This is a genomic window from Halomonas sp. H33-56, from assembly GCF_040147035.1.
Classification (GTDB): domain Bacteria; phylum Pseudomonadota; class Gammaproteobacteria; order Pseudomonadales; family Halomonadaceae; genus Halomonas; species Halomonas litopenaei.
The window spans coordinates 4,159,191-4,177,645 of sequence record NZ_JAMSHP010000001.1 but is presented as its reverse complement, the minus strand read 5'-3'; the positions used below and the strand labels follow the sequence as shown (position 1 = coordinate 4,177,645).

Sequence of the window (18,455 nt, the reverse complement as noted above, 5' to 3'; positions counted from 1 at the left end):
CGCAAAACGGAGCAGATAAAAGGGGCGGACAAAAGGAGCAAAAGGGCCGGCGCCGTGGCGCCGGCAAAGGGGTCGTTGCTCGATCAGGCCACCGCGGCGTTCCATGCCGTGGCGTCGATTTCGATCAGCATCGGGCCGTCTTCGGGGCGATGGGCGATTGCCCGGGCGAGGCCGGCGGGGTTGCCGACCCGGGTCGCCGCACAGCCGAAGCCGGCCGCCAGGGTCTGGAAGTCCGGTGCCTGGATGTCCACGCCGAGGCGGGTGACGCCGGCGTTGTCCATGAAGCGGCGGATTTCCTCGTAGCCCTGGTTGTGCCACAGCAGCACGATGACCGGCAGCCTTTCCTCCACCGCACAGGCAAGCTCGGTCAGGGTGAACATCACCCCACCGTCGCCCACCAGCGCCACCACCGGCAGGTCCGGCTGGCCGAGGCTCGCGCCCATGGCCGCGGGCAGGCCGTAGCCGAGAGTGCCGTAGCCGGTGGACGCGTTGAAGAAACGGCGCGGCGCGTCCTGGCTGACCAGATGGTTGGCGGCGTAGGTGGTGGCGCAGGAATCGCCCACCAGGATCGCCCCCGGCAGGCTCTCGCGCAGGGTGTCGAACAGCGGCACATAGGGGCGGAAGGCCGGATCATCGGCCAGCGCCAGGGCGCTCAGCGCATCATGTGTACGCTTGCGGCCATCGCGCGAAAGCTGCTCACCGCCGAGGCGCTGGTCGCAGCCGGTGGCCAGCGCTTCGAGGCTGGAGGCAGCGTCGGCCACCAGTGCCAGGTCGGCATGCTGGTTGCGGGCAAGCTGCTCGGGGTCCAGGTCGATGCGAATCAGTCGACCGTCGAGGGTAAAGCCGTCGTCGAACACCACGTCATAGTCGGTCTCGCCAAGCTCGGTGCCGATGGCCAGCACCACGTCGGCTTCATGGGCAAGCTCCCGCACCGCTGGCAGCGAGGCGTTGGCGCCCAGATCCAGCGGATGGTCGCGGCCGAGCAGGCCCTTGGCGTTGATGGTGGTGACGGTGGGGGCGTCGAGGCTCTCGACCAGACGACGGGCGGCGTCCGGGGCATCGACGCAGCCGCCGCCGAGCAGCACCAGCGGGCGCTTGGCGTCGACCAGCCAGTCGAGCGCCTGCTCGAGTGCGGCGGGGGCCGGTGCGGCCTTGGCCAGCGCCGTGCGGCGCGTGCTGACAGGCTCGCTGACCGGGGCGTCGAACAGGTCGATGGGGATCTCGATATGCACCGGGCCGGGGCGGGCGCCATCGAACACGGCGAAGGCACGGGCCAGCACCTCGCCGAGGCCGTTCGGGTCGAGCAGGGTGTGGCTGAAGCGCGAGACGCCGGCCATCAGCTCGCGTTGGCCGGGGAGTTCGTGCAGCCGGCCCTGGCCGCGTCCCAGGGTGTCGCGGCGGTTGACGCTGGAGATCACCAGCATCGGCACCGAGTCGGCCAGGGCCTGGCCCATGGCGGTGGCGATATTGGTCATGCCGGGGCCGGTGATGATGAAGCACACGCCGGGCTTGCCGGTGGTGCGGGCGTAGCCGTCGGCCATGAAGCCGGCGCCCTGTTCGTGGCGCGGGGTGACGTGGCGGATGCCACTGCCCTGGTGGTCGTGTCCATTGCCGCCTTCGAGGCCACGATAGAGCTCGATGGTGTGGACGCCGGGGATACCGAAGACGGTGTCCACGTCGTAGGTGTCACGCAGCAGACGGATCAGCAGTTCAGCGCAGGTCATGCGGTACTTCCTTGAGACGGATCAGGGGCTTGAGACGGGCCAGGGGCTTGAGACGGATCAGAGGCTTGAGACGAGCCAGGGGCGAGGGCGGGGTCCGGGGCCACCGAGTAGGGGGCTCTTGCGAAGATCCGCCTGACCATGGGCTCGAAGTGCGCCAGCGGCAGGGTGTCATAGGCGGGGTCGAAGGACGGACAGTCCCAGTCACGACAGAAGGCTTCGCAGTCGTCGAACCAGGGGTGGCCGCGGAACCGCTCGCGGGCGTCCTTGTCGCCGCCGACCTTGTCCCAGTAATAGTGACCCTGGAAGACGTCGTGATGCTGGACGATCCAGTGGGTCTTCTCGCTGACGAAGGGGCGCAGGATCGAGGCAGCGAAGGCGGCGTGATCGAAAAGCGCCAGTTCGTCGCCGATGTCGTGGACCAGGGCGGCGACGATCATCTCTTCGTCGGCGCCGGCACGCTCGGCCCGGGTCGCGCTCTGCAGACAGTGCTCCAGCCGGGTGATCTGGTAGGGCTGGTGGCCCTCGCCCAGCCGGGCGAGGGTATCCAGTACGCTGTAGGCGAGGCCGGCCAGGTAGTCGGCGTCGTGGGCGGCGATCACCGCCCAGTCTTCTGCCGTGCTTTGGTCGATGCGGGTGAAGGCCGCCTTGCCGGCGGCGTGAGCATCGTTTGGGTCTGTCATGTCGGCCTCCCGATCAACCCACCAGCCAGTGGGCCATGACCACGATGATGGGCAGAGTGATGGCGGTGCGCAGCAGGAAGATCACCACCAGTTCCCACAGCTTGAGCGGGATCCGTGACTTCAGCAGCAGGGCGCCGATCTCTGACATGTAGATCAACTGGGTCAGTGACAGACAGGCGATGACGAAGCGGGTCAGTTCGCTCTCGATATCGCTGGCCAGTACCGCCGGCAGGAACATGTCGGCGAAACCCACCAGGGTCGCCGGCGCGGCGGCCTCGGCCTCGGGCAGACCCATCCACTCGAGCACCGGCACCATCGGCATGGACAGCCAGGTGAACAGCGGAGTGAACTCGGCCAGTACCAGCGCCACGGTACCGATGGCGATGACCAGCGGCAGCAGCCCGAAGAAGATGTCGGCGACGTTGAACAGTGCCAGGCGGGCGAGCTTGAGCGGGCCCGGGGCGGTCTCGGCGCGGGCCACGGCGATGCCCAGGCTGTAGCGCAACAGGCTCTGGTTGCCGGTGTTTTCTTCCTGGATCTGGCAGCCCACCGGCTCGTAGTAGGTGTTGGCCTTGCGTGACAGCGGCGGCAGGCGCGGCACGATGACAGCGGCGACCAGGCCGGCGACCACCACGGTCAGGTAGAACGGCACGAACAGGTGGTTGATGCCGATGAAGCTGGTCACCAGCAGGGCGAAGGCGATCGACACGATCGAGAAGTTGGTGGCGATGGCCGAGGCCTCGCGGGCGTTGTAGAAGCCCTGCTCGTACTGCTGGGTGGTGATCAGTACGCCGACGGTGCCGGAGCCCATCCAGGAGGCGGTGGCGTCGATGGCGCTGCGCCCGGGCAGCCCGAAGATCTTGCGAAAGGGCGTGCGCACCATGGAGCCGATGAACTCCATGAAGCCGAAGTCCACCAGGAAGGGCAGCAGGATGGCGGCGAAGAAGAAGAAGGTCAGCAGCACCGGCGCCAGGTCATTGAGCATCACCCCGCCGGTGAAGGAGGCGGTGACCATCTCCGGGCCGACCTGGAAGTAGGTCATCAGCGCGAAGGCGGCGCCGAGGGCGCGCATCACCACCCACAGCGGGGCGATGTCGAACAGCTCCTTCATCGCGCCCTGGCGGGCCCAGCCTGGTTTGGTCAGCTTGACCACCAGGGTCAGCACGATGGACAGGGTGAGCACTACGGTGGCGATGGCGGGCAGGGCGTCGCCGAGGGTGGCCTTGAGCCAGTCGGCGGCCAGACCCATGCCGATGTTGATGGTGTCACCGACCGAGAAGGGCACCAGGAACAGCAGGATGCCGATCAACGACGGGACGAGGAACTTGATCAGACCATGGGTGCTTAGCTTGCCCCCGTCGGTCGTGATCTTGTCGGCAGAATGCAGGTGGGAGGACATGGGCGATCACTCTTTGCTGTTGTAATGGTCGGCGCCCTGACGCGGGCGCCTCGTTGGCTGTCGCCAGGGCCACTCCCTGGCCCTGTGAGGATTCAGTCGCGGCGCGCGACTCCGGGGAGCACGCACAGCATTTCATAGAGCAGGGTGGCGCCCATCAGGGCGGTGTTGCCGCTGGGGTCGTAGGGCGGGGAGACTTCGACCAGGTCGCCGCCGACGATATTGAGCCCCTGGGCGCCGCGCACGATCTCCAGGCCCTGGGCCGAGGTCAGGCCGCCCATTTCCACCGTGCCGGTGCCGGGCGCCACCGACGGGTCCAGGCCATCGATGTCGAACGAGATGTACACCGGGCCATCGCCCATCTGCTCGCGCACCTCGGCCATCAGCGGCTCGAGAGACTTGTGCCAGCACTGTTCGGCCTGGACCACGCGGAAGCCCTGCTGGCGACACCAGTCGAAGTCCTCGGCGGCGTAGCCGGTGCCGCGCAGGCCGATCTGGACGACCCGGTTGGCGTCCAGCAGCCCTTCTTCCTGGGCACGGCGGAACGGGCAGCCGTGGGCCACCTCTTCACCGAACATGTGCTCGTTGACGTCGGCGTGGGCGTCGATATGGATCAGCCCGACCGGGCCATGCTTCTTGGCGATGGCGCGCAGGATCGGCCAGGTAAGGGTGTGGTCACCGCCCAGGGTCAGCGGCACGCAGTCGTGGGACAGGACGTCGTCGTAGAAGCGGCTGATGATGTCCAGGTTCTTCGGCAGGTTGAAGGTGTTGATCGGCACGTCGCCGATGTCCGCCACCTGCAGGCTGTCGAAGGGTGCAGCACGGGTGGCCATATTGTAGGGGCGCAGCATGCGCGATTCGTCGCGGATCTGGCGCGGCCCCAGTCGGGTGCCCGGGCGGTTGGAGGTGCCGATGTCCATGGGAATGCCGATAAAGGCGGCGTCCAGACCCTCGGCGCTGGTCTGGGTGGGCAGACGCATCATGGTGGCAGGGCCACCGAAGCGCGGCATCTCGTTGCCGCCGAGAGGTTGATTGAAGTCGCTCACAGGGAACTCCTGGCATCGTGGATGGGGACGGTCGCGGCCCTGGGCCTGACGGTTGTTATGGGTGATGCAGACGTCGTGCCATCTTTTAAGCATTTATACTAAAGATGTAATAGAGGTGCAGGGATTCCAAGGGAAGGTCTGCTGTGGTGATAGACGTGATCCAGAAGTGAATCGCGATCCCGACGCATCGTGATACACTTCTGAATCAATGATGCATTTATGGATCGCTGGATGAGCGACGACGACACCAAGATTCTCAAGACCATCATCGACACCGCCCACGACCACTTCTTCATCGTCGCGCCGGATGGTCGTATCCGCGACGTCAGTCCCGGGGCGGCGGCGGTCTACGGCATGTCCTGCGAAGAGCTCTGCGCCACCAGCGTGCAGCGGCTCGAGGCCGATGGCGTGCTGACCCCGTCGGTCAGCCTGGAAGTCATTCGCAGCGGGCGGCCGGCCCAGCTGGTCCAGCGCACCGGCACCGGACGCAGGGTCATCGCCCAGGCCCATCCGGTATTCGAGGGTGAGCGGCTGGTGGCGGTGGTCAGCCGCTCCATGGACTTGACCGATCTGCAGCTGCTGCAGCAGGAGTACGCGCTGTTGCAGCGCCGCTTCAGCGAGCACTTGCGCCGGGGCCATGCGCTGGAGAGCGACAGCGAAGCACTCGAGGCCGAGCTCGATGACCTGGAGGTGAAAAGCCAGCTGATGCGCGAGGTGGCGCTGCTGCTCAAGCGGGTCGCGCCCACCGACGCCACGGTCTTGATGCTGGGCGAGTCCGGGGTGGGCAAGACCGCTTTCGCCCGCCAGCTGCACCGTTGGAGTTCTCGCCGCGATGGCCCCTTTATCGACGTCAACTGCGCCGCCATCCCTGAAAGCCTGTTCGAATCGGAGATGTTCGGCCATGAAAAGGGCGCGTTTTCCGGCGCCGCGCCGGGGGGCCGCAAGGGGCTGATCGAGCAGGCCGAGGGCGGCACCCTGTTTCTCGACGAGATCGGCGAGTTGCCCCTGGCGGTGCAGACCAAGCTGCTCAAGACCATCCAGGACGGCAGTATTACGCGGCTTGGGGACAGGGCCCCGCGACGGGTCGACTTTCGCCTGGTGGTGGCCACCAATCAGGACCTGTCGGCACGGGTCGAGCAGGGCCTGTTTCGCCTGGATCTGTACTACCGGCTGAACGTGATTCCGGTCACCCTGCCGCCCCTGCGCGAGCGCCGCGAGGATATTCCCGGCCTGGTCGAGCGCCAGCTAAAGCGCCTCAATCGGCGTTATGGACGCGACAAGATGCTGGCGCGAGACGTGTGGCAGGCACTGATGGGCTGGGATTGGCCGGGCAATGTGCGTGAGTTGGAAAACACCCTGGAAAGGGCCTGGTTATCCAGTGACGATGTCATCCAGGGCGATCTGCTGGTGCCGCCCACGGGGGCCTCGTTAGGGCCGCTCGGCTCGCAGCAGCGTGAAGCGCAGCAGACGGCGGCGTCTGTCACCGGAGCCTCCGCTGCGCTGGCTGATGGCGCTACTTCACCCGCGACACTATCCGCACCAGGTGCAGCGCGACCCGAGCTGCCGCTTGCCCGGGGCGAGGGCCTGAAGGCCGCCCTGGCCCGGCGCGAGCGTGAGATCCTTGCCGACTGCTGCCGTACCCTTCCCACCACCTACGCCATCGCCGAACAGCTGGGCATCAGCCAGCCAAGCGTGGTGCGCAAGCTCAAGCAGCATGGGTTGCGGATCGGGTGACTGGTGATGAAGGGCCGAGCTCTGCGGCACTTACTGACGGAAGACGTAAAAGAACCCGACCCAGGTGGCCAGGATCAGCAGTGGCTTCAACACCAATACCGCACCGCTGGTGGAGCCCTGTTCGTCGTGCTCGGTGTCGCTGGACTCCCCGGGCTGCATGGCGAGTACCACCGTCAGCAGCAGGTTGGCGCCGGGGACCAGCAGCATCAGGCTCCACAAGCCCGCCTGGCCCAGGTCGTGCAGGCGACGAGTGCCGTGGAGCACCAAAGGCTGAAGGCTGATGACAACCCACCAGATCCCCAGCAGGCCTGCCTTGATCGTCAATGCGTCCTCGAGGGCGGGGGCGGTGATGGTGGTCGCCCACAGGGCGGCATAGTAGAACGATAGCGCCAGGGTAGCGTTGAGACAGAAGTCGAGACGACTCTCGCGCCCCGCCAGGCTGTCGAACCAGTAGCCCGGCAACACTCGCCTGAGCTCGAAGGCCTGGGGCGATGAGTGACCGGGGGCGACAGGGTCGTGAAATCCGGGAGCAGTAGGGCGATGCATCGGTATCTCGTCCTGTAGATCCAGCGTGATGCCGGTGTGCAGTTGAGGGAGACTGGTTCGATAAGCTGCGTCCTTCCGACTTGAATCCTACCCATTTTCTCCCTTGGTCTAGATAGGCGATCACGTAGTTTCTAGTACGAACCGCGTAAATAGTGCTGGTTCATAAGTCTGGTGGGCGACCTGCTTCCGAAGGATGGAAGCGTTCGGCCTCTGCCTGGTCCTTGAACACCAGAGTGCGGTAGGGGAAGGGAATCTCGATATTGGCCTCATCGAGCGCGCGCTTGATGGATGCCACCACCTGATCGCGGGAAGCGCGGATGTCGACGGGGCGGGACCCGGTCCACCAGGCCACCTCGAAGTCGATGGAACTGGCGCCGAAGGCCTTGGCGAAGACCTGCACCGCACGTACGTCGCTGCGCACCGAGTCCACCTCGGCGACCGCGCCCTGGATGATCTCGCGAGCCTGGTCCACGTCCTCGTCGTAGGCGACGCCAACGATGATGGATGTGCGCCGGATATCGCGGTTGGTGCGGACGATGACCGGCTGCTGGAACAGCAGGGCGTTGGGCACCACGATCATCTGGCCGTCGGTGCGGCGGATACGGCTGTCGCGCACCGTGATCTGCTCTACCTGACCTTCCACGTCGTTGGCCTCCAGGGCGATGTGGTCGCCGATCTGGAAGGGTTCTCGCCACAGGATCAAGAGGCCGGCGAGGAAGTTCTCGAACACGTCCTTGAAGGCGAAGCCGATGGCGATGGAACCGAGGCCCAGGGTGGTAAGGGCCTTGCCGGGAGTGACGGTGGGGAAGATCAGGGTGATGGTGATCAGAAGTCCCCCGAGCCAAAGACAGAGCCCCGTCAGCATGGTCAGGACATCGCGCAGATTGCGTCGGAGCTTGGCCTTGTCGGCCACCCGCGCCACCAGGGCGCGGCCGAATCTCGCCACCAGCCAGGTCACCAGGATCAGCAGCAGGCCGGCGGCCAGTCGTGGGCCAGCAGAACCAATGTCTGACAGGTAGGCCTGAACCTCTCCCAGCAGCAGCGACACGAAGGGTAGTTGTTCCAGTTCTTCCATCGCATCCTCCCGGGCCATGTTCAGGCGGCGGGCGCACTATCCTGCGCCCTTGTTGCTGAGCATAGCGGGGCGCCAGGCAAATCGCGCGTCACCTGCCAACGCTGGCAGTCCGGATACCTCGTCGGTTCCGACTTGACCCTCTATTTATCATGATAAATACTTTTGTTCATCTGGAGGTGGCCGCGATACGCTCGCGGCGTCACTCCATCGCCAGGCCTTCTTCGACAAACGATCCAGAACGGTTCTTCCACAACAAGGACAACTCCATGAGTGCCCACGACCAGACGCTGAAAGAGCGCAAGAAGTGGTATCGCACGGTGCCAGACCCGATGGTGCTGATCTTCCTGATCCTGCTCGCCACCTATGCGCTGACCTTCATCATTCCCGCCGGCGAGTTCGAGCGGGTCATGCAGGATGGACGCACCCGCGTGGTGCCGGACTCCTTTCATTATCTGAGCGACGTGGCGGCGATCTCGCCTTTTGACATCTTCGTGGCGATTCCCAAGGGCTTGAACGCGGCCTCGCTGTACCTGTTCATCGTGTTCATCGCCGGCGGGCTGTTCCATATCCTTCAACGCACCGGCGCCCTCGAGAACGCCATCGGGGTGGCGGTCAATCGGGTCGGCGTCGAACGGCGTAACGTCATCATCACCGCCGGCACCTTCATCTACGGCTTCTTCGGTGTGGCCGTCGGCTTCGAGAACAATATTGCGCTGGTGCCCATCGCGGTGCTGATCGCCAGCGCGGTGGGCTGCTCCAGCCTGGTGGGCACCACCATGGCGGTGGGTGGCATCGGCGTGGGCTTTGCACTGTCGCCGATCAATCCCTATACCGTGGGCGTGGCCCAGGGCATCGCCGAGCTACCGACCTTTTCCGGCGCCTGGCTGCGCGCCTTGCTGGTGCTGACCTCATTGGGCCTGTTGTCCTGGTATATCTGTCGCTTCGTCACCCGCATGGACTTCGAGGAGCCCAACGACGCCAAGGCCATGAGCAAGTCGCTGGACGAGTACCACATGAGCAAGCGCGACAAGCTCACGCTGGTGGTGTTCGTCGGTGGCCTCGCCGCCATGCTGGTGGGGGTCTTTACCCAGGGCTGGTACATCAATGAGATCGCCGGCATGTTCCTGCTGATCGCCATCGTGATCGGCATCGTCAACGGCCTGTCGGCCAACGAGATCGTCAAGCAGATGATGGAGGGGGCATCCGGCGTGACGGCGGGCGCCCTGGTCATCGGCCTGGCCGCCTCGATCCAGGTGATCCTCAAGGACGCCCAGATCATCGACACCATCGTCTACGCCCTGAGCGGTCTGATTCAGGATATCCCGGGGGCGCTGTCGGCGATCATGGCCAGCGTCGTCCAGGGGGTGATCAATCTGTTTGTGCCATCCGGCTCTGGCCAGGCGCTGGTGACCATGCCGATCCTGGTGCCGGTGGCCGACCTGGTCGGCATGAGCCGCCAGCTGATGATCACCGCCTTCCAAGTGGGTGACGGCCTGACCAACCTGATCGTGCCGACCTCCGGTGGCACCCTGGCGATGCTGGCGCTGGGCCGGGTGTCCTACGAGAAGTGGCTGAAGGCTATCCTGCCCTTCATGGCGCTGGTCTACCTGCTGTCCTGGGGTGGTCTGGTGATCGGCCATATGGTCGGCTACTAGGTCGCGCCATGACACTGTCGCTGCTGCATGTTCATCCGGCTACCGGCACGGTAGCCGCCCTCACCGCCACCGGAGGTGTGGCGGTGGGCGGCTACGTTCACCATGTGTGGCGTGGCGTCGGCGCCTGCGCGACCCAGGGGCGGGTTACCCACCCCTGGTATCCCGACGGTGTCCGCCGGGCGCTGGAACGGGGGGAGGATGCCCGCGGTGCGCTTGCCCGGCAGGTCGACGCCGACAAGGGTGCCTCGTTGCGCCAGTGCCTGGTGATGGATGCCCGGGGGCGCTCAGCGCTGCATAGCGGTGCCGACAACCTCGCCACCGTCGCTTCCTGCCGCTACCCCGGCGTGGCCGCGGCGGGCAACCTGCTGGCCAGCGCCAAGGTGGTCGAGGCCCTGGCCCACGCCTTTGTCGACACCTGTTGTACCAACGCCGACGCCGTGCGCCAGGGCGCAACGCCCGAGTACCGCGACGACTATGAGGCGTACCTGCTCGAGGGACTGATCGACGCCCTGGAGGTCGCCTTGGTAGAGGGAGGCGACGTCAGAGGCACGCGCTCCGCCGCCCTGCGTATCGAGTCGTTTACCCAGGCCCCCCTCGATCTGCGTGTCGATTGGTGTGAGGGCGATATCGCGGGCGAGTTGCGCGCCCTGGCCAGGCGTGTGCGCGCGCCAGCCTTTGCCGACTTTCTGGCGTCCCTGCCGCGTCGCTGACGCCATTCCTTCGTTATTCCGGTGCCTCAAGGCACCCGATCTGGAGATATCATGACCGCTGACCACGAGACCATGACGCTCGGCGCACAACTGCTCGAGCGCCTCGACGAGGCTGCGTGTTTCTCGGAGCCTGGTGCCGGCGTGACCCGGCTGTTCTGCTCGGAGCAACACCGCCAGGTACTCGAACTTATCGCCGATTGGATGCGCCGGGCCGGACTTGAGCCCGAAATGGATGCCTCCGGGAATCTGGTTGGGCGATGCGACAAGGCGCGCGCCGGCGCGCGCACGCTGATCATGGGGTCACACCAGGACACCGTGGTCGAAGGTGGCAAGTATGACGGCATGCTCGGCGTAGCGCTGCCGCTGCTGGCGCTGGAGCGATTGAAGAAGGATGGGATCGAGCTCGACTACGGCGTCGAAGTGGTGGCCTTCGGTGATGAGGAGGGGACCCGCTTTCAGTCGACGCTGATCGGCAGTCGTGCCCTGGCCGGTACCTTCGATCCTGCCAGCCTGGAGGCCAGGGATGCCGATGGCATCAGCGTGGGCGAGGCGCTTCGGGCCTTTGGTGGTGATCCTGAGCAAATTCCGTCATTGGCCCGAGATCCTGACTCGGTGCTGGGCTTCGTCGAGGTCCACATCGAACAGGGGCCGGTGCTCGAACGGCGCGATCACGCTCTCGGCGTGGTGACCTCCTTGACCGGGATCGAGCGTCACCGGCTGACGGTGGCCGGCAAGGCAGGCCACGCTGGCACCACGCCGATGCCGGGCCGTCGCGATGCGTTGGTGGGGGCTGCCGAGATGATCGCCGAGGTCGACCGCATCCTTAACGCCACCGAGGATTTTGTCGGGGTGGTGGGTAAGCTGGAGGTACGCCCCAACGCGGTCAACGTGATTCCTGCCGAGGTGGTGTTCACCCTCGAGCTGCGCTCTCCCCACGCCGAGGTTCGGCGTCGTGGTCGCGAGGACATTCTGGCCGCCTGCCGACAACTGGCACAGGCGCGCGAGTTGTCACTGACGGTGGAGACGACCTATGAGGCCGAGGCGGTGGCCTGCGCGGACTGGCTGATCGAGGCCTTGGGGGATGCCTGCCAACGGTGTGATGAGCCGGCTGATCTGCTGTTCAGCGGCGCCGGTCATGACGGTCTGGCGATGTGCGACCTGACCGGTATCGGCATGTTGTTCGTGCGTTGTACCGATGGCCTGAGTCACCATCCGGACGAAGCCATCACCGCGGCCGACGGTGAGGCGGCCACTCGTGTACTGATGCAATTTCTCAAGGACCTGACCGTGAAGGAGCAATAAGCGTCGCCGAGACTCGCACCTCCGCAACTACTAGGCGCTGTCCGAAAAGTCGACGAGCGAAGGTTAGACAAGGCAAAAATCGGTGAGAAAGCGCAGTTTACGGGGTGTAAATGAGCATTTTGATCCGATTTTTAACGCCGTATTACCGAGCGCAGGCACTTTTCGGACGAGCCCTAGTGGTTAACCTTCGTTGAGAAACCCGCGTCTTACCTGCGCCTCGTTGTCGTGCATCACCGCCTGGGCTTCCAGCAGATGCTCGCGCATCAGGGTGCGGGCGCGTTCTCCGTCGCCGGCCTCGATGGCGTCGAGCAGCCAGGCGTGATACTGGCAGCCGGCGGGACCGATATGATGGTCGCCGGGCTCGTACAGCCGCCGATAGACGGTAAGGTCGGACAGCACCTGGGCGGTGAAGCGGATGATGAAGGACAGCAAGGGGTTGCCGCCGGAAAGCTGCGCCAGTTGTTCATGAAAGTCCAGCGAGTCGATGTGCTGCTGGCGCTCGGCGTCCAGGTCACAGGCGGGCTCGGCGTAGCTCGCAAGCGACTGGCGCAGCCTGGCGATCTCTGAAGCCTCGACCTGCCCCGCCAGCGAGGCTACCAGCTCCGGTTCCAGCGCCAACCGGATCTGGTAGATGTCGCGGATCGAGATGTCCTTGAAATAGAGATAGTGGCTGAGCAGCGAGATGGCGCGGGATTCGCTCATTTCCCGGATAAACACGCCGCCGCCGGGTCCGGTACGCGTCTCGACCAGCCCCTGGGCTTCCAGCACCCGGGTGCTTTCACGAACGGTGCCCTTGGAGGCGCCGAGGATCTCCATCAACTCCGCCTCACCGGGCAGGCGATCACCCGGTGACAGCTCGCGTTCGACGATCCAGCCCTTGATGGTCTCTGCCAATTGATAGGGTCGTCTGCGAGGTGTCGATCCGGTCATGTTGGTCTCTCGTCGGTGATGAAACCACAGCATATCAGAGCTCATGACGGACTGGCCGCCACCTCGTCGGTCAGGGCTGCCGCGACTGCGCAGGGCTGGACGGCAAAGATTTTGTGAATATTAGTTACATTTAGTAACAGTATGGCTATTCTAGAAGCCAAAGGGTGAAGCCTGTGCCTGAAGTGGCCTAAGCCGGTTAGACCGCAGTGCCCGTGAGGGGGTTACGGGTGACTTTATCTGCCACTCTGTGTGCAGCGTTTGTGTGGTGGTGGCGCCATCGACAATCTGTGGAGGCCTTTCGATGTCCTTTCGTGCTCGGCTACTGCTGGTGATGCTGGTCCTGACCATCGGGATCCAGCTGGTCGTGTCATGGGCGGTACTCAGTGCGCTCAAGACGACCGCCATGGAGCAGGGCGAGAAGGAACTGGGCGTGGCCTCCGGCGTGGCGCAAGCCCTGCTCGATGGCTGGGGCCAGCAATTGCTGCACAGTGTGGATCTGCTGGTGGAAGATCCGCGTTTCCGCGAGGCCATCGACCCGCTCGACAGCGCGGTGCGAGTGGACGTGCTTGGCGAGTACGCGGAGCGCATGGGTGCCAACATGGTGAGCCTGCTCGATGATGAGGGCCGTGTGATGGTGTCGAGCCATCATGATGCCGGGGCCACGGATGCTTTCCCTGACCTCCGGGATCAGGCGAGACGCACCGATGGGACCATCACCCTGTTCATTCATGATGGCGAGGCCTTTCAACTTGTCCTGCATCCGGTGCGGGGGACGACGTCCGTGGGCTGGCTGGTCATGGGGTTTCGCCTGGACGAGGACATGGCAACGGCGCTGTCGGCGCTGATTCGTAGCGACACCCATTTCGAGGTGCAGGTGGGTGAAGGTGAGGACGTTGGCCTTGTGGGGAGCGAGGGTCTGCGCCGAGCCTCGACGCTGTTCGAGGATGCAAAGGGGCGTATCCAGCTCGTGGTGGAACGTTCCTACGAGACTCTGCTGGCCGACTATCAGGCGATAAAGCGCCAGCTGGCCATCATCCTGGCGATCAGCCTGGCGCTGATGCTGGTGGCCGCCAGCTTGATCGCTAGAGGCGTGAGTCTGCCGCTGTTGCGGCTGGTCGGGGCGGCCAAGAGTGTGGGGCGTGGGGAACCTCTGGATCTCGATCGACTTCCCCGCAAGGGAGAATTTGGTCTGCTGTCCTCGACCATGCTGAAGATGCAGAACGACCTGGTGCGCCGGGAAGCCGACATTCGCAAGCGCTCACGCCAGGACCAGTTGACCGGGCTAGGCAATCGCCAATGCGCCAACGAGGATATCGAGGCTGCCATCGCCACCGGGCGTCCCTTTACCCTGCTGCGGCTGACCATCAACCATATGCGCCGGATCAACGACACCTTCGGCCATGACTTCGGTGATCAGGTACTGAGTACGCTGGCCGGACGCCTGGCGGATCTGCCGGCACCCAAGGCAGGGGCTTACCGTCTCAGTGGCGACGAATTCCTGCTGCTGCTGTCAGTGTCTCACCTCGACCCGCTGTGGCTTGAGGATACGCATCGTCGACTGACCCGGGCGATCCGTCTGGATGGGTCGCCGGTGACACTCGATTGCGCCATGGGCGAGGCGCGCTATCCGGAGCATGGCGGCGAGGCCAACCTGCTGCTGCGGCGGGCCGAGATCGCACTGGATCGAGCACGTCAGCTACGCCAGTCCTATCAGTGTTACCTGCACGGCCAGGACGAACGCCATCTGCGCCATCTGTCTCTGGTGCGCGATCTCCAGCACGCCGCCAGCAACGGTGAGTTCTCGCTGCGTTATCAACCCCAGGTGTCGGCCCTGACAGGACGGGCCCTCGGCATGGAGGCACTACTGCGGTGGGATCACCCCAGGCTCGGACGCATCCCTCCGGATGAATTCATTGCACTGGCCGAACGCTCGGGGCTGATCCACCAGCTGACCCAGTGGGTCATCGACACCGGCTGCCAGCAGCTGGCCAGGTGGAGCGAGGCAGGGCTCAATGTGCGCCTCGGGGTGAATATCTCGGCCATGGACCTGCAGCAGCCAGGGTTGATCAAGCGGGTCGAGCGGGCGCTGGACCGCCATGGCCTGCGCGGCGAGTGTCTGTGCATCGAGCTCACCGAGAGCGCGCTGATGGAATCGCCGGAGATGGGGGCGCGCAAGCTGCAGTCATTGCGCGCCATGGGGGTGGAGCTGGCCATCGATGACTATGGAACGGGCTATTCGTCGCTGGCCCAGCTCAAGCGCATGCCGGTCCAGGAGCTGAAGATCGACAAGTCTTTCGTCATGCAGCTGGTGAAGGGGTCCGAGGACGACGTCATCGTGTCCTCCACGATCGAGCTTGCTCACCATCTGGGGCTCAGCGTGGTCGCCGAGGGGGTGGAAGACCAGACGGTGGCGGACCACCTGGCGGAGCAAGGCTGCCATATGCTGCAGGGCTTCCTGATTTCACGACCAATGACCGCCGAGGCCGCCACCGAGTGGCTGCGCAGTCGCGTCGGGGACGGCATCCGCGACGCCGCCAACGAAGAACTGCGCTGAGCCTTGACGACGCTGCTTCAGGCGAAGCCGCCATTGGCGCGGATGACCTGGCCATTGATCCACTCGGCCTCGGGGCTTAGCAGGAAGGCGATCACCGCGGCGATGTCACGCGGTTGGCCCAGTCGCTCCAGTGGTGGCATATGGGTGAACCTTTCGATCTGTTCCTCGGTCTTGCCCGAGCGGAACAGTTCGGTATCCACCGGTCCCGGCGCTACCGCGTTGACGGTGATCCGCCTGCCGCGCAACTCGCCGGCAAACACTCGGGTCAGCGACTCCACCGCAGCCTTGGTGGCGTTGTAGAGCCCGTAGCCAGGCAGATTCAGCGCCAGCGCGCTGCTCGACAGGTTGACGATTCGGCCGCCATCTTCCAGGCGCGAGGCGGCTTCCCTCAGGGTGTTGAAGGTGCCGCGCGTGTTGGTCTCGAAGTGCGTGTCGTAGTCGTCGTCCGCCGCCTCGGCGATGGGCACCGCCTTGAGCACGCCGGCATTGTTCACCAGCGCATCGACGCGACCGAAGCGCTGCATGGCAGTGTCGAAAAGCTGCGCCACTTCGTCGGTGCGTGAGATGTCTGCCTGAACGGCCAGCGCCGCGCCGCCCTGGGCCAGGATCTCCTCGACCAGGCCGTCGGCGACCTCGCGGTGATGGGCGTAGTTGACGATCACTGCATAGCCATCGTTGGCCAGACGCCGACTGATGTCGGCCCCGATACCGCGTGAGCCACCGGTGATGATGGCGACCTTGGGAGAGTCGGATTCGCTCATGCTTCAGGCCTCTGGGGGTGCGTCGTAAACCTGGGGGCGCCGCCGATGGACAAGCCGAAAGCGGCGGCATGTGAGCAGCGATTCAGCGCAGTGCGATCGGTGGATCATCGAGCCCACGTACGCCGGGAAGCGCTTCGCTCAGGTCGAACAGGAAGGTAGCGCCGTCCTGGCGGCCTTCCTTGTGTTCTCGCTGTCCTTCGGTGGCGGTGGTGATCAGCAGGGTGGTCAGCTCACGCCCGCCGAAGGCCGGGCAGGAGGGCTGGTCGGCGTTGACCCTGACATGACCGACCTCCTCGCCATCCGGCGTCAGCCGGGCAACCCGCCCTGACCCCCATAGCGCCAGCCACATGTAGCCATCGGCATCGATCACTGCGCCGTCCGGGTTTCCCGGGTCGTCGTTGAAGTCCGCCCAGGGTTCGGGCTCGGCCAATTGTTCGGGCCTTGCCGCCACCCCGTCCTGAAGGAAGGCGCCGCCATCCTGGCGCAACGGGAAGCCCTCGGCGTCGAGCGCCCAGCGCATGACCACCCCGGTGGCGGTGTCGGTGAAGTAGCCAAGGCGACCATCCGGTGAAAAGCACAGGGCATTGGGGATGGTGATGTCTTGCTTCAGGCAGAAGATCTCGCCGCGGTACAGGCGATAGAGGCTGCCGGCTGCGGCTTCGGCGGCCTTGCCCATGGTCGAGAACCACAGCCCGCCGTGGCGATCGATGCGCGCATCGTTGCTGCGCGTCACCGGGTTGGCAGCCTCGACCTCGCGCCAGGGTGACACGCCGCCGTGGGCGTGGTCGCGTTCCTTGAGGCCGTGTTCGGTGACCAGCAGATCATCACCGCTGGTCAAGGGGGCGGCGAAGGACACCAGCTCGTCCAGCGCCTGGGACCGATGATCGCCGTCTTCGAGGCGGTAGCGATGGAAGCGGCGCCCGAGGATATCGAGCCAGCGAAACTCGCCACGCCGGGCGTCCCAGCTGGGGCCCTCGCCGAGTTCGCAGGGTGCCTCGACGATGGCGCGAGCCTCGCCAAGGCAGGGGGATGCGGAACGGGACATGACGTCTCCTCGAACTTGGCGGATGGCACCTTGGAGCGCGCATCCACCAGGACTGTTGTCATTGTTCGGCAACGCGATCAGCCGTCGCTCACCACTCGGCGACGGAGCCGTCATCGTGTTGCCATACCGGATTGCGCCAGCGGTGTCCGACCTTGGCGCGTTCCTCGACGAACGCCTCGTTGATCTCGACGCCGAGGCCGGGCCCCTCGGGAATGGCACAGAAGCCGTCCTCGATCGCCAGCGCGTTCTTGTCGACCAGATAGTCGAGCACGTCGTTGTCCTTGTTGTAGTGGATGCCCATGCTCTGTTCCTGGATAAAGGCATTGTGACATACCGCATCCAGCTGCAGCGACGCCGCCAGGGTCAGCGGGCCCAGCGGGCAGTGGGGCGCCAGGGCCACGTCGTAGGCCGAGGCCAGGGTGGCGATCTTCAAGCCTTCACTGATGCCACCGCAGTGAGACAGGTCCGGCTGGACGATATCGACCATGTTGTCGGCGAGCAGGTCACGGAAGGCGAAACGGGTGTGCAGGCGTTCGCCGGTGGCGATCGGGGTGGCCAGATCCTGGGCGATGGTCTTGAGCACCGGCAGGTGCTCGGGTGCCACCGGCTCCTCGATGAACATCAGGTGATAGGGCTCGAGCTCGCGCATCAGCGTCTTGGCCATGGGCCGATGGACACGGCCGTGGAAGTCCACCGCGATGCCCACGTCGGGACCGACGGAGTCGCGAGCCTCGGCGACGCGGGCGACCGCCTCGTCGATCTTGCGATGGCTGTCGACGATCTGCATCTCCGGCGTACCGTTCATCTTGAAGGCGGTAAATCCCTGATCGGTCAGTGCCTTGGCGCCGGCACCCACGTCGGCGGGACGATCGCCGCCGGTCCAGGCGTACATGCGCATGCGATCACGCACCTTGCCGCCCAGCAGTTGGTGCACCGGGACGCCGAGTTCGCGGCCCTTGAGGTCCCACAGCGCCTGGTCGATGCCGGCGATGGCGGACATCAGAATCGGGCCGCCGCGATAGAAGCCGGCCCGGTACATGACGTTCCACAGGTGCTCGATATTGCGCGGATCCTGGCCGATCAGGTAGTCCGACAGCTCGTGCACTGCGGCTTCCACGGTGGCGGCCCGGCCCTCGATGACCGGCTCGCCCCAGCCGTAGACGCCCTCGTCGGTCTCGATCTTCAGAAAGCACCAGCGTGGCGGAACCTGCCAGGTCTTGAGTCGGGTGATCTTCATGGTCGATGCCTCTTGTGGGGGCCTGCTTGGCCCGATGTCGATGGGGTTGGGTGAAGCGAG

General features: G+C 65.2%; 15 protein-coding genes. 5 read left to right on the top strand and 10 right to left on the bottom strand.

Annotated elements, in window-relative coordinates; all coding sequences use genetic code 11:
• Positions 1-83: 83 nt before the first annotated feature.
• The 4 genes from NFH98_RS17795 to speB all read right to left on the bottom strand — a co-directional run bounded on the left by NFH98_RS17795 (position 84) and on the right by speB (position 4,846).
• The gene (locus tag NFH98_RS17795) at positions 84-1,724 is read right to left on the bottom strand and encodes a 5-guanidino-2-oxopentanoate decarboxylase (protein ID WP_222517091.1); all 1,641 of its coding nucleotides are present in this window, start codon (positions 1,722-1,724) and stop codon (positions 84-86) included.
• Positions 1,721-2,404 (bottom strand): HD domain-containing protein, encoded by a 684-nt coding sequence (locus tag NFH98_RS17790; RefSeq protein ID WP_349623006.1) that lies wholly within the window; start codon positions 2,402-2,404, stop codon positions 1,721-1,723. Before NFH98_RS17790 ends, NFH98_RS17795 begins: the two co-directional genes overlap by 4 nt.
• A gap of 13 nt (positions 2,405-2,417) precedes the next feature.
• Complete coding sequence (locus NFH98_RS17785) at positions 2,418-3,803, bottom strand: YjiH family protein (protein ID WP_083970496.1); 1,386 nt, start codon at positions 3,801-3,803, stop codon at positions 2,418-2,420.
• 92 nt (positions 3,804-3,895) lie between these two features.
• On the bottom strand, positions 3,896-4,846 hold the full coding sequence (speB, locus tag NFH98_RS17780) for an agmatinase (protein ID WP_045993646.1): 951 nt from the start codon (positions 4,844-4,846) through the stop codon (positions 3,896-3,898).
• Between the two features lie 231 nt (positions 4,847-5,077).
• Between speB and NFH98_RS17775 the strand changes: the two genes are divergently transcribed.
• Positions 5,078-6,580 (top strand): sigma-54 interaction domain-containing protein, encoded by a 1,503-nt coding sequence (locus tag NFH98_RS17775; protein WP_222517089.1) that lies wholly within the window; start codon positions 5,078-5,080, stop codon positions 6,578-6,580.
• A 30-nt stretch (positions 6,581-6,610) separates the two neighbouring features.
• Here the strand turns inward: NFH98_RS17775 and NFH98_RS17770 are convergent, their stop codons facing one another.
• Positions 6,611-7,126, bottom strand: coding sequence for a DUF805 domain-containing protein (locus NFH98_RS17770; RefSeq protein ID WP_222517088.1), 516 nt, complete (start codon positions 7,124-7,126; stop codon positions 6,611-6,613).
• A gap of 160 nt (positions 7,127-7,286) precedes the next feature.
• On the bottom strand, positions 7,287-8,201 hold the full coding sequence (locus NFH98_RS17765) for a mechanosensitive ion channel family protein (protein WP_108449236.1): 915 nt from the start codon (positions 8,199-8,201) through the stop codon (positions 7,287-7,289).
• Between the two features lie 266 nt (positions 8,202-8,467).
• On the opposite strand from NFH98_RS17765, the gene NFH98_RS17760 reads away from it, so the two are divergent.
• The 3 genes from NFH98_RS17760 to NFH98_RS17750 are packed head-to-tail and all read left to right on the top strand — an operon-like array spanning position 8,468 to position 11,868.
• The gene (locus NFH98_RS17760) at positions 8,468-9,856 is read left to right on the top strand and encodes a YfcC family protein (RefSeq protein ID WP_045993637.1); all 1,389 of its coding nucleotides are present in this window, start codon (positions 8,468-8,470) and stop codon (positions 9,854-9,856) included.
• Between the two features lie 8 nt (positions 9,857-9,864).
• Positions 9,865-10,566 (top strand): DUF1028 domain-containing protein, encoded by a 702-nt coding sequence (locus NFH98_RS17755; protein ID WP_349623005.1) that lies wholly within the window; start codon positions 9,865-9,867, stop codon positions 10,564-10,566.
• 51 nt (positions 10,567-10,617) lie between these two features.
• Entirely contained in the window at positions 10,618-11,868 is a 1,251-nt protein-coding gene (locus tag NFH98_RS17750; RefSeq protein WP_222517086.1) for an allantoate amidohydrolase, read from the top strand.
• A 180-nt stretch (positions 11,869-12,048) separates the two neighbouring features.
• Here the strand turns inward: NFH98_RS17750 and NFH98_RS17745 are convergent, their stop codons facing one another.
• Positions 12,049-12,798 carry a FadR/GntR family transcriptional regulator gene (locus tag NFH98_RS17745; RefSeq protein WP_108133555.1) on the bottom strand — a complete coding sequence of 250 codons (750 nt, stop codon included), beginning with the start codon at positions 12,796-12,798 and terminating at the stop codon, positions 12,049-12,051.
• Between the two features lie 301 nt (positions 12,799-13,099).
• Between NFH98_RS17745 and NFH98_RS17740 the strand changes: the two genes are divergently transcribed.
• Entirely contained in the window at positions 13,100-15,352 is a 2,253-nt protein-coding gene (locus tag NFH98_RS17740; protein ID WP_222517085.1) for a putative bifunctional diguanylate cyclase/phosphodiesterase, read from the top strand.
• A 17-nt stretch (positions 15,353-15,369) separates the two neighbouring features.
• Here the strand turns inward: NFH98_RS17740 and NFH98_RS17735 are convergent, their stop codons facing one another.
• The 3 genes from NFH98_RS17735 to dgoD all read right to left on the bottom strand — a co-directional run bounded on the left by NFH98_RS17735 (position 15,370) and on the right by dgoD (position 18,395).
• Positions 15,370-16,113, bottom strand: coding sequence for an SDR family oxidoreductase (locus NFH98_RS17735; protein ID WP_045993634.1), 744 nt, complete (start codon positions 16,111-16,113; stop codon positions 15,370-15,372).
• Positions 16,114-16,195: 82 nt separating this feature from the next.
• Entirely contained in the window at positions 16,196-17,158 is a 963-nt protein-coding gene (locus tag NFH98_RS17730; protein WP_045993633.1) for an SMP-30/gluconolactonase/LRE family protein, read from the bottom strand.
• Positions 17,159-17,246: 88 nt separating this feature from the next.
• On the bottom strand, positions 17,247-18,395 hold the full coding sequence (gene dgoD / locus NFH98_RS17725; protein WP_349623004.1) for a galactonate dehydratase: 1,149 nt from the start codon (positions 18,393-18,395) through the stop codon (positions 17,247-17,249).
• Positions 18,396-18,455: the final 60 nt, after the last annotated feature.

Excerpts from the sequence above, each read along its gene's own strand:
- NFH98_RS17795 (WP_222517091.1), bottom strand. The coding sequence starts at position 1,724 with ATGACCTGCGCTGAACTGCTGATCCGTCTGCTGCGTGACACCTACGAC.
- NFH98_RS17790 (WP_349623006.1), bottom strand. The coding sequence starts at position 2,404 with ATGACAGACCCAAACGATGCTCACGCCGCCGGCAAGGCGGCCTTCACC.
- NFH98_RS17785 (WP_083970496.1), bottom strand. The coding sequence starts at position 3,803 with ATGTCCTCCCACCTGCATTCTGCCGACAAGATCACGACCGACGGGGGC.
- NFH98_RS17775 (WP_222517089.1), top strand. The coding sequence starts at position 5,078 with ATGAGCGACGACGACACCAAGATTCTCAAGACCATCATCGACACCGCC.
- NFH98_RS17770 (WP_222517088.1), bottom strand. The coding sequence starts at position 7,126 with ATGCATCGCCCTACTGCTCCCGGATTTCACGACCCTGTCGCCCCCGGT.
- NFH98_RS17765 (WP_108449236.1), bottom strand. The coding sequence starts at position 8,201 with ATGGAAGAACTGGAACAACTACCCTTCGTGTCGCTGCTGCTGGGAGAG.
- NFH98_RS17760 (WP_045993637.1), top strand. The coding sequence starts at position 8,468 with ATGAGTGCCCACGACCAGACGCTGAAAGAGCGCAAGAAGTGGTATCGC.
- NFH98_RS17755 (WP_349623005.1), top strand. The coding sequence starts at position 9,865 with ATGACACTGTCGCTGCTGCATGTTCATCCGGCTACCGGCACGGTAGCC.
- NFH98_RS17750 (WP_222517086.1), top strand. The coding sequence starts at position 10,618 with ATGACCGCTGACCACGAGACCATGACGCTCGGCGCACAACTGCTCGAG.
- NFH98_RS17745 (WP_108133555.1), bottom strand. The coding sequence starts at position 12,798 with ATGACCGGATCGACACCTCGCAGACGACCCTATCAATTGGCAGAGACC.
- NFH98_RS17740 (WP_222517085.1), top strand. The coding sequence starts at position 13,100 with ATGTCCTTTCGTGCTCGGCTACTGCTGGTGATGCTGGTCCTGACCATC.
- NFH98_RS17735 (WP_045993634.1), bottom strand. The coding sequence starts at position 16,113 with ATGAGCGAATCCGACTCTCCCAAGGTCGCCATCATCACCGGTGGCTCA.
- NFH98_RS17730 (WP_045993633.1), bottom strand. The coding sequence starts at position 17,158 with ATGTCCCGTTCCGCATCCCCCTGCCTTGGCGAGGCTCGCGCCATCGTC.
- dgoD (WP_349623004.1), bottom strand. The coding sequence starts at position 18,395 with ATGAAGATCACCCGACTCAAGACCTGGCAGGTTCCGCCACGCTGGTGC.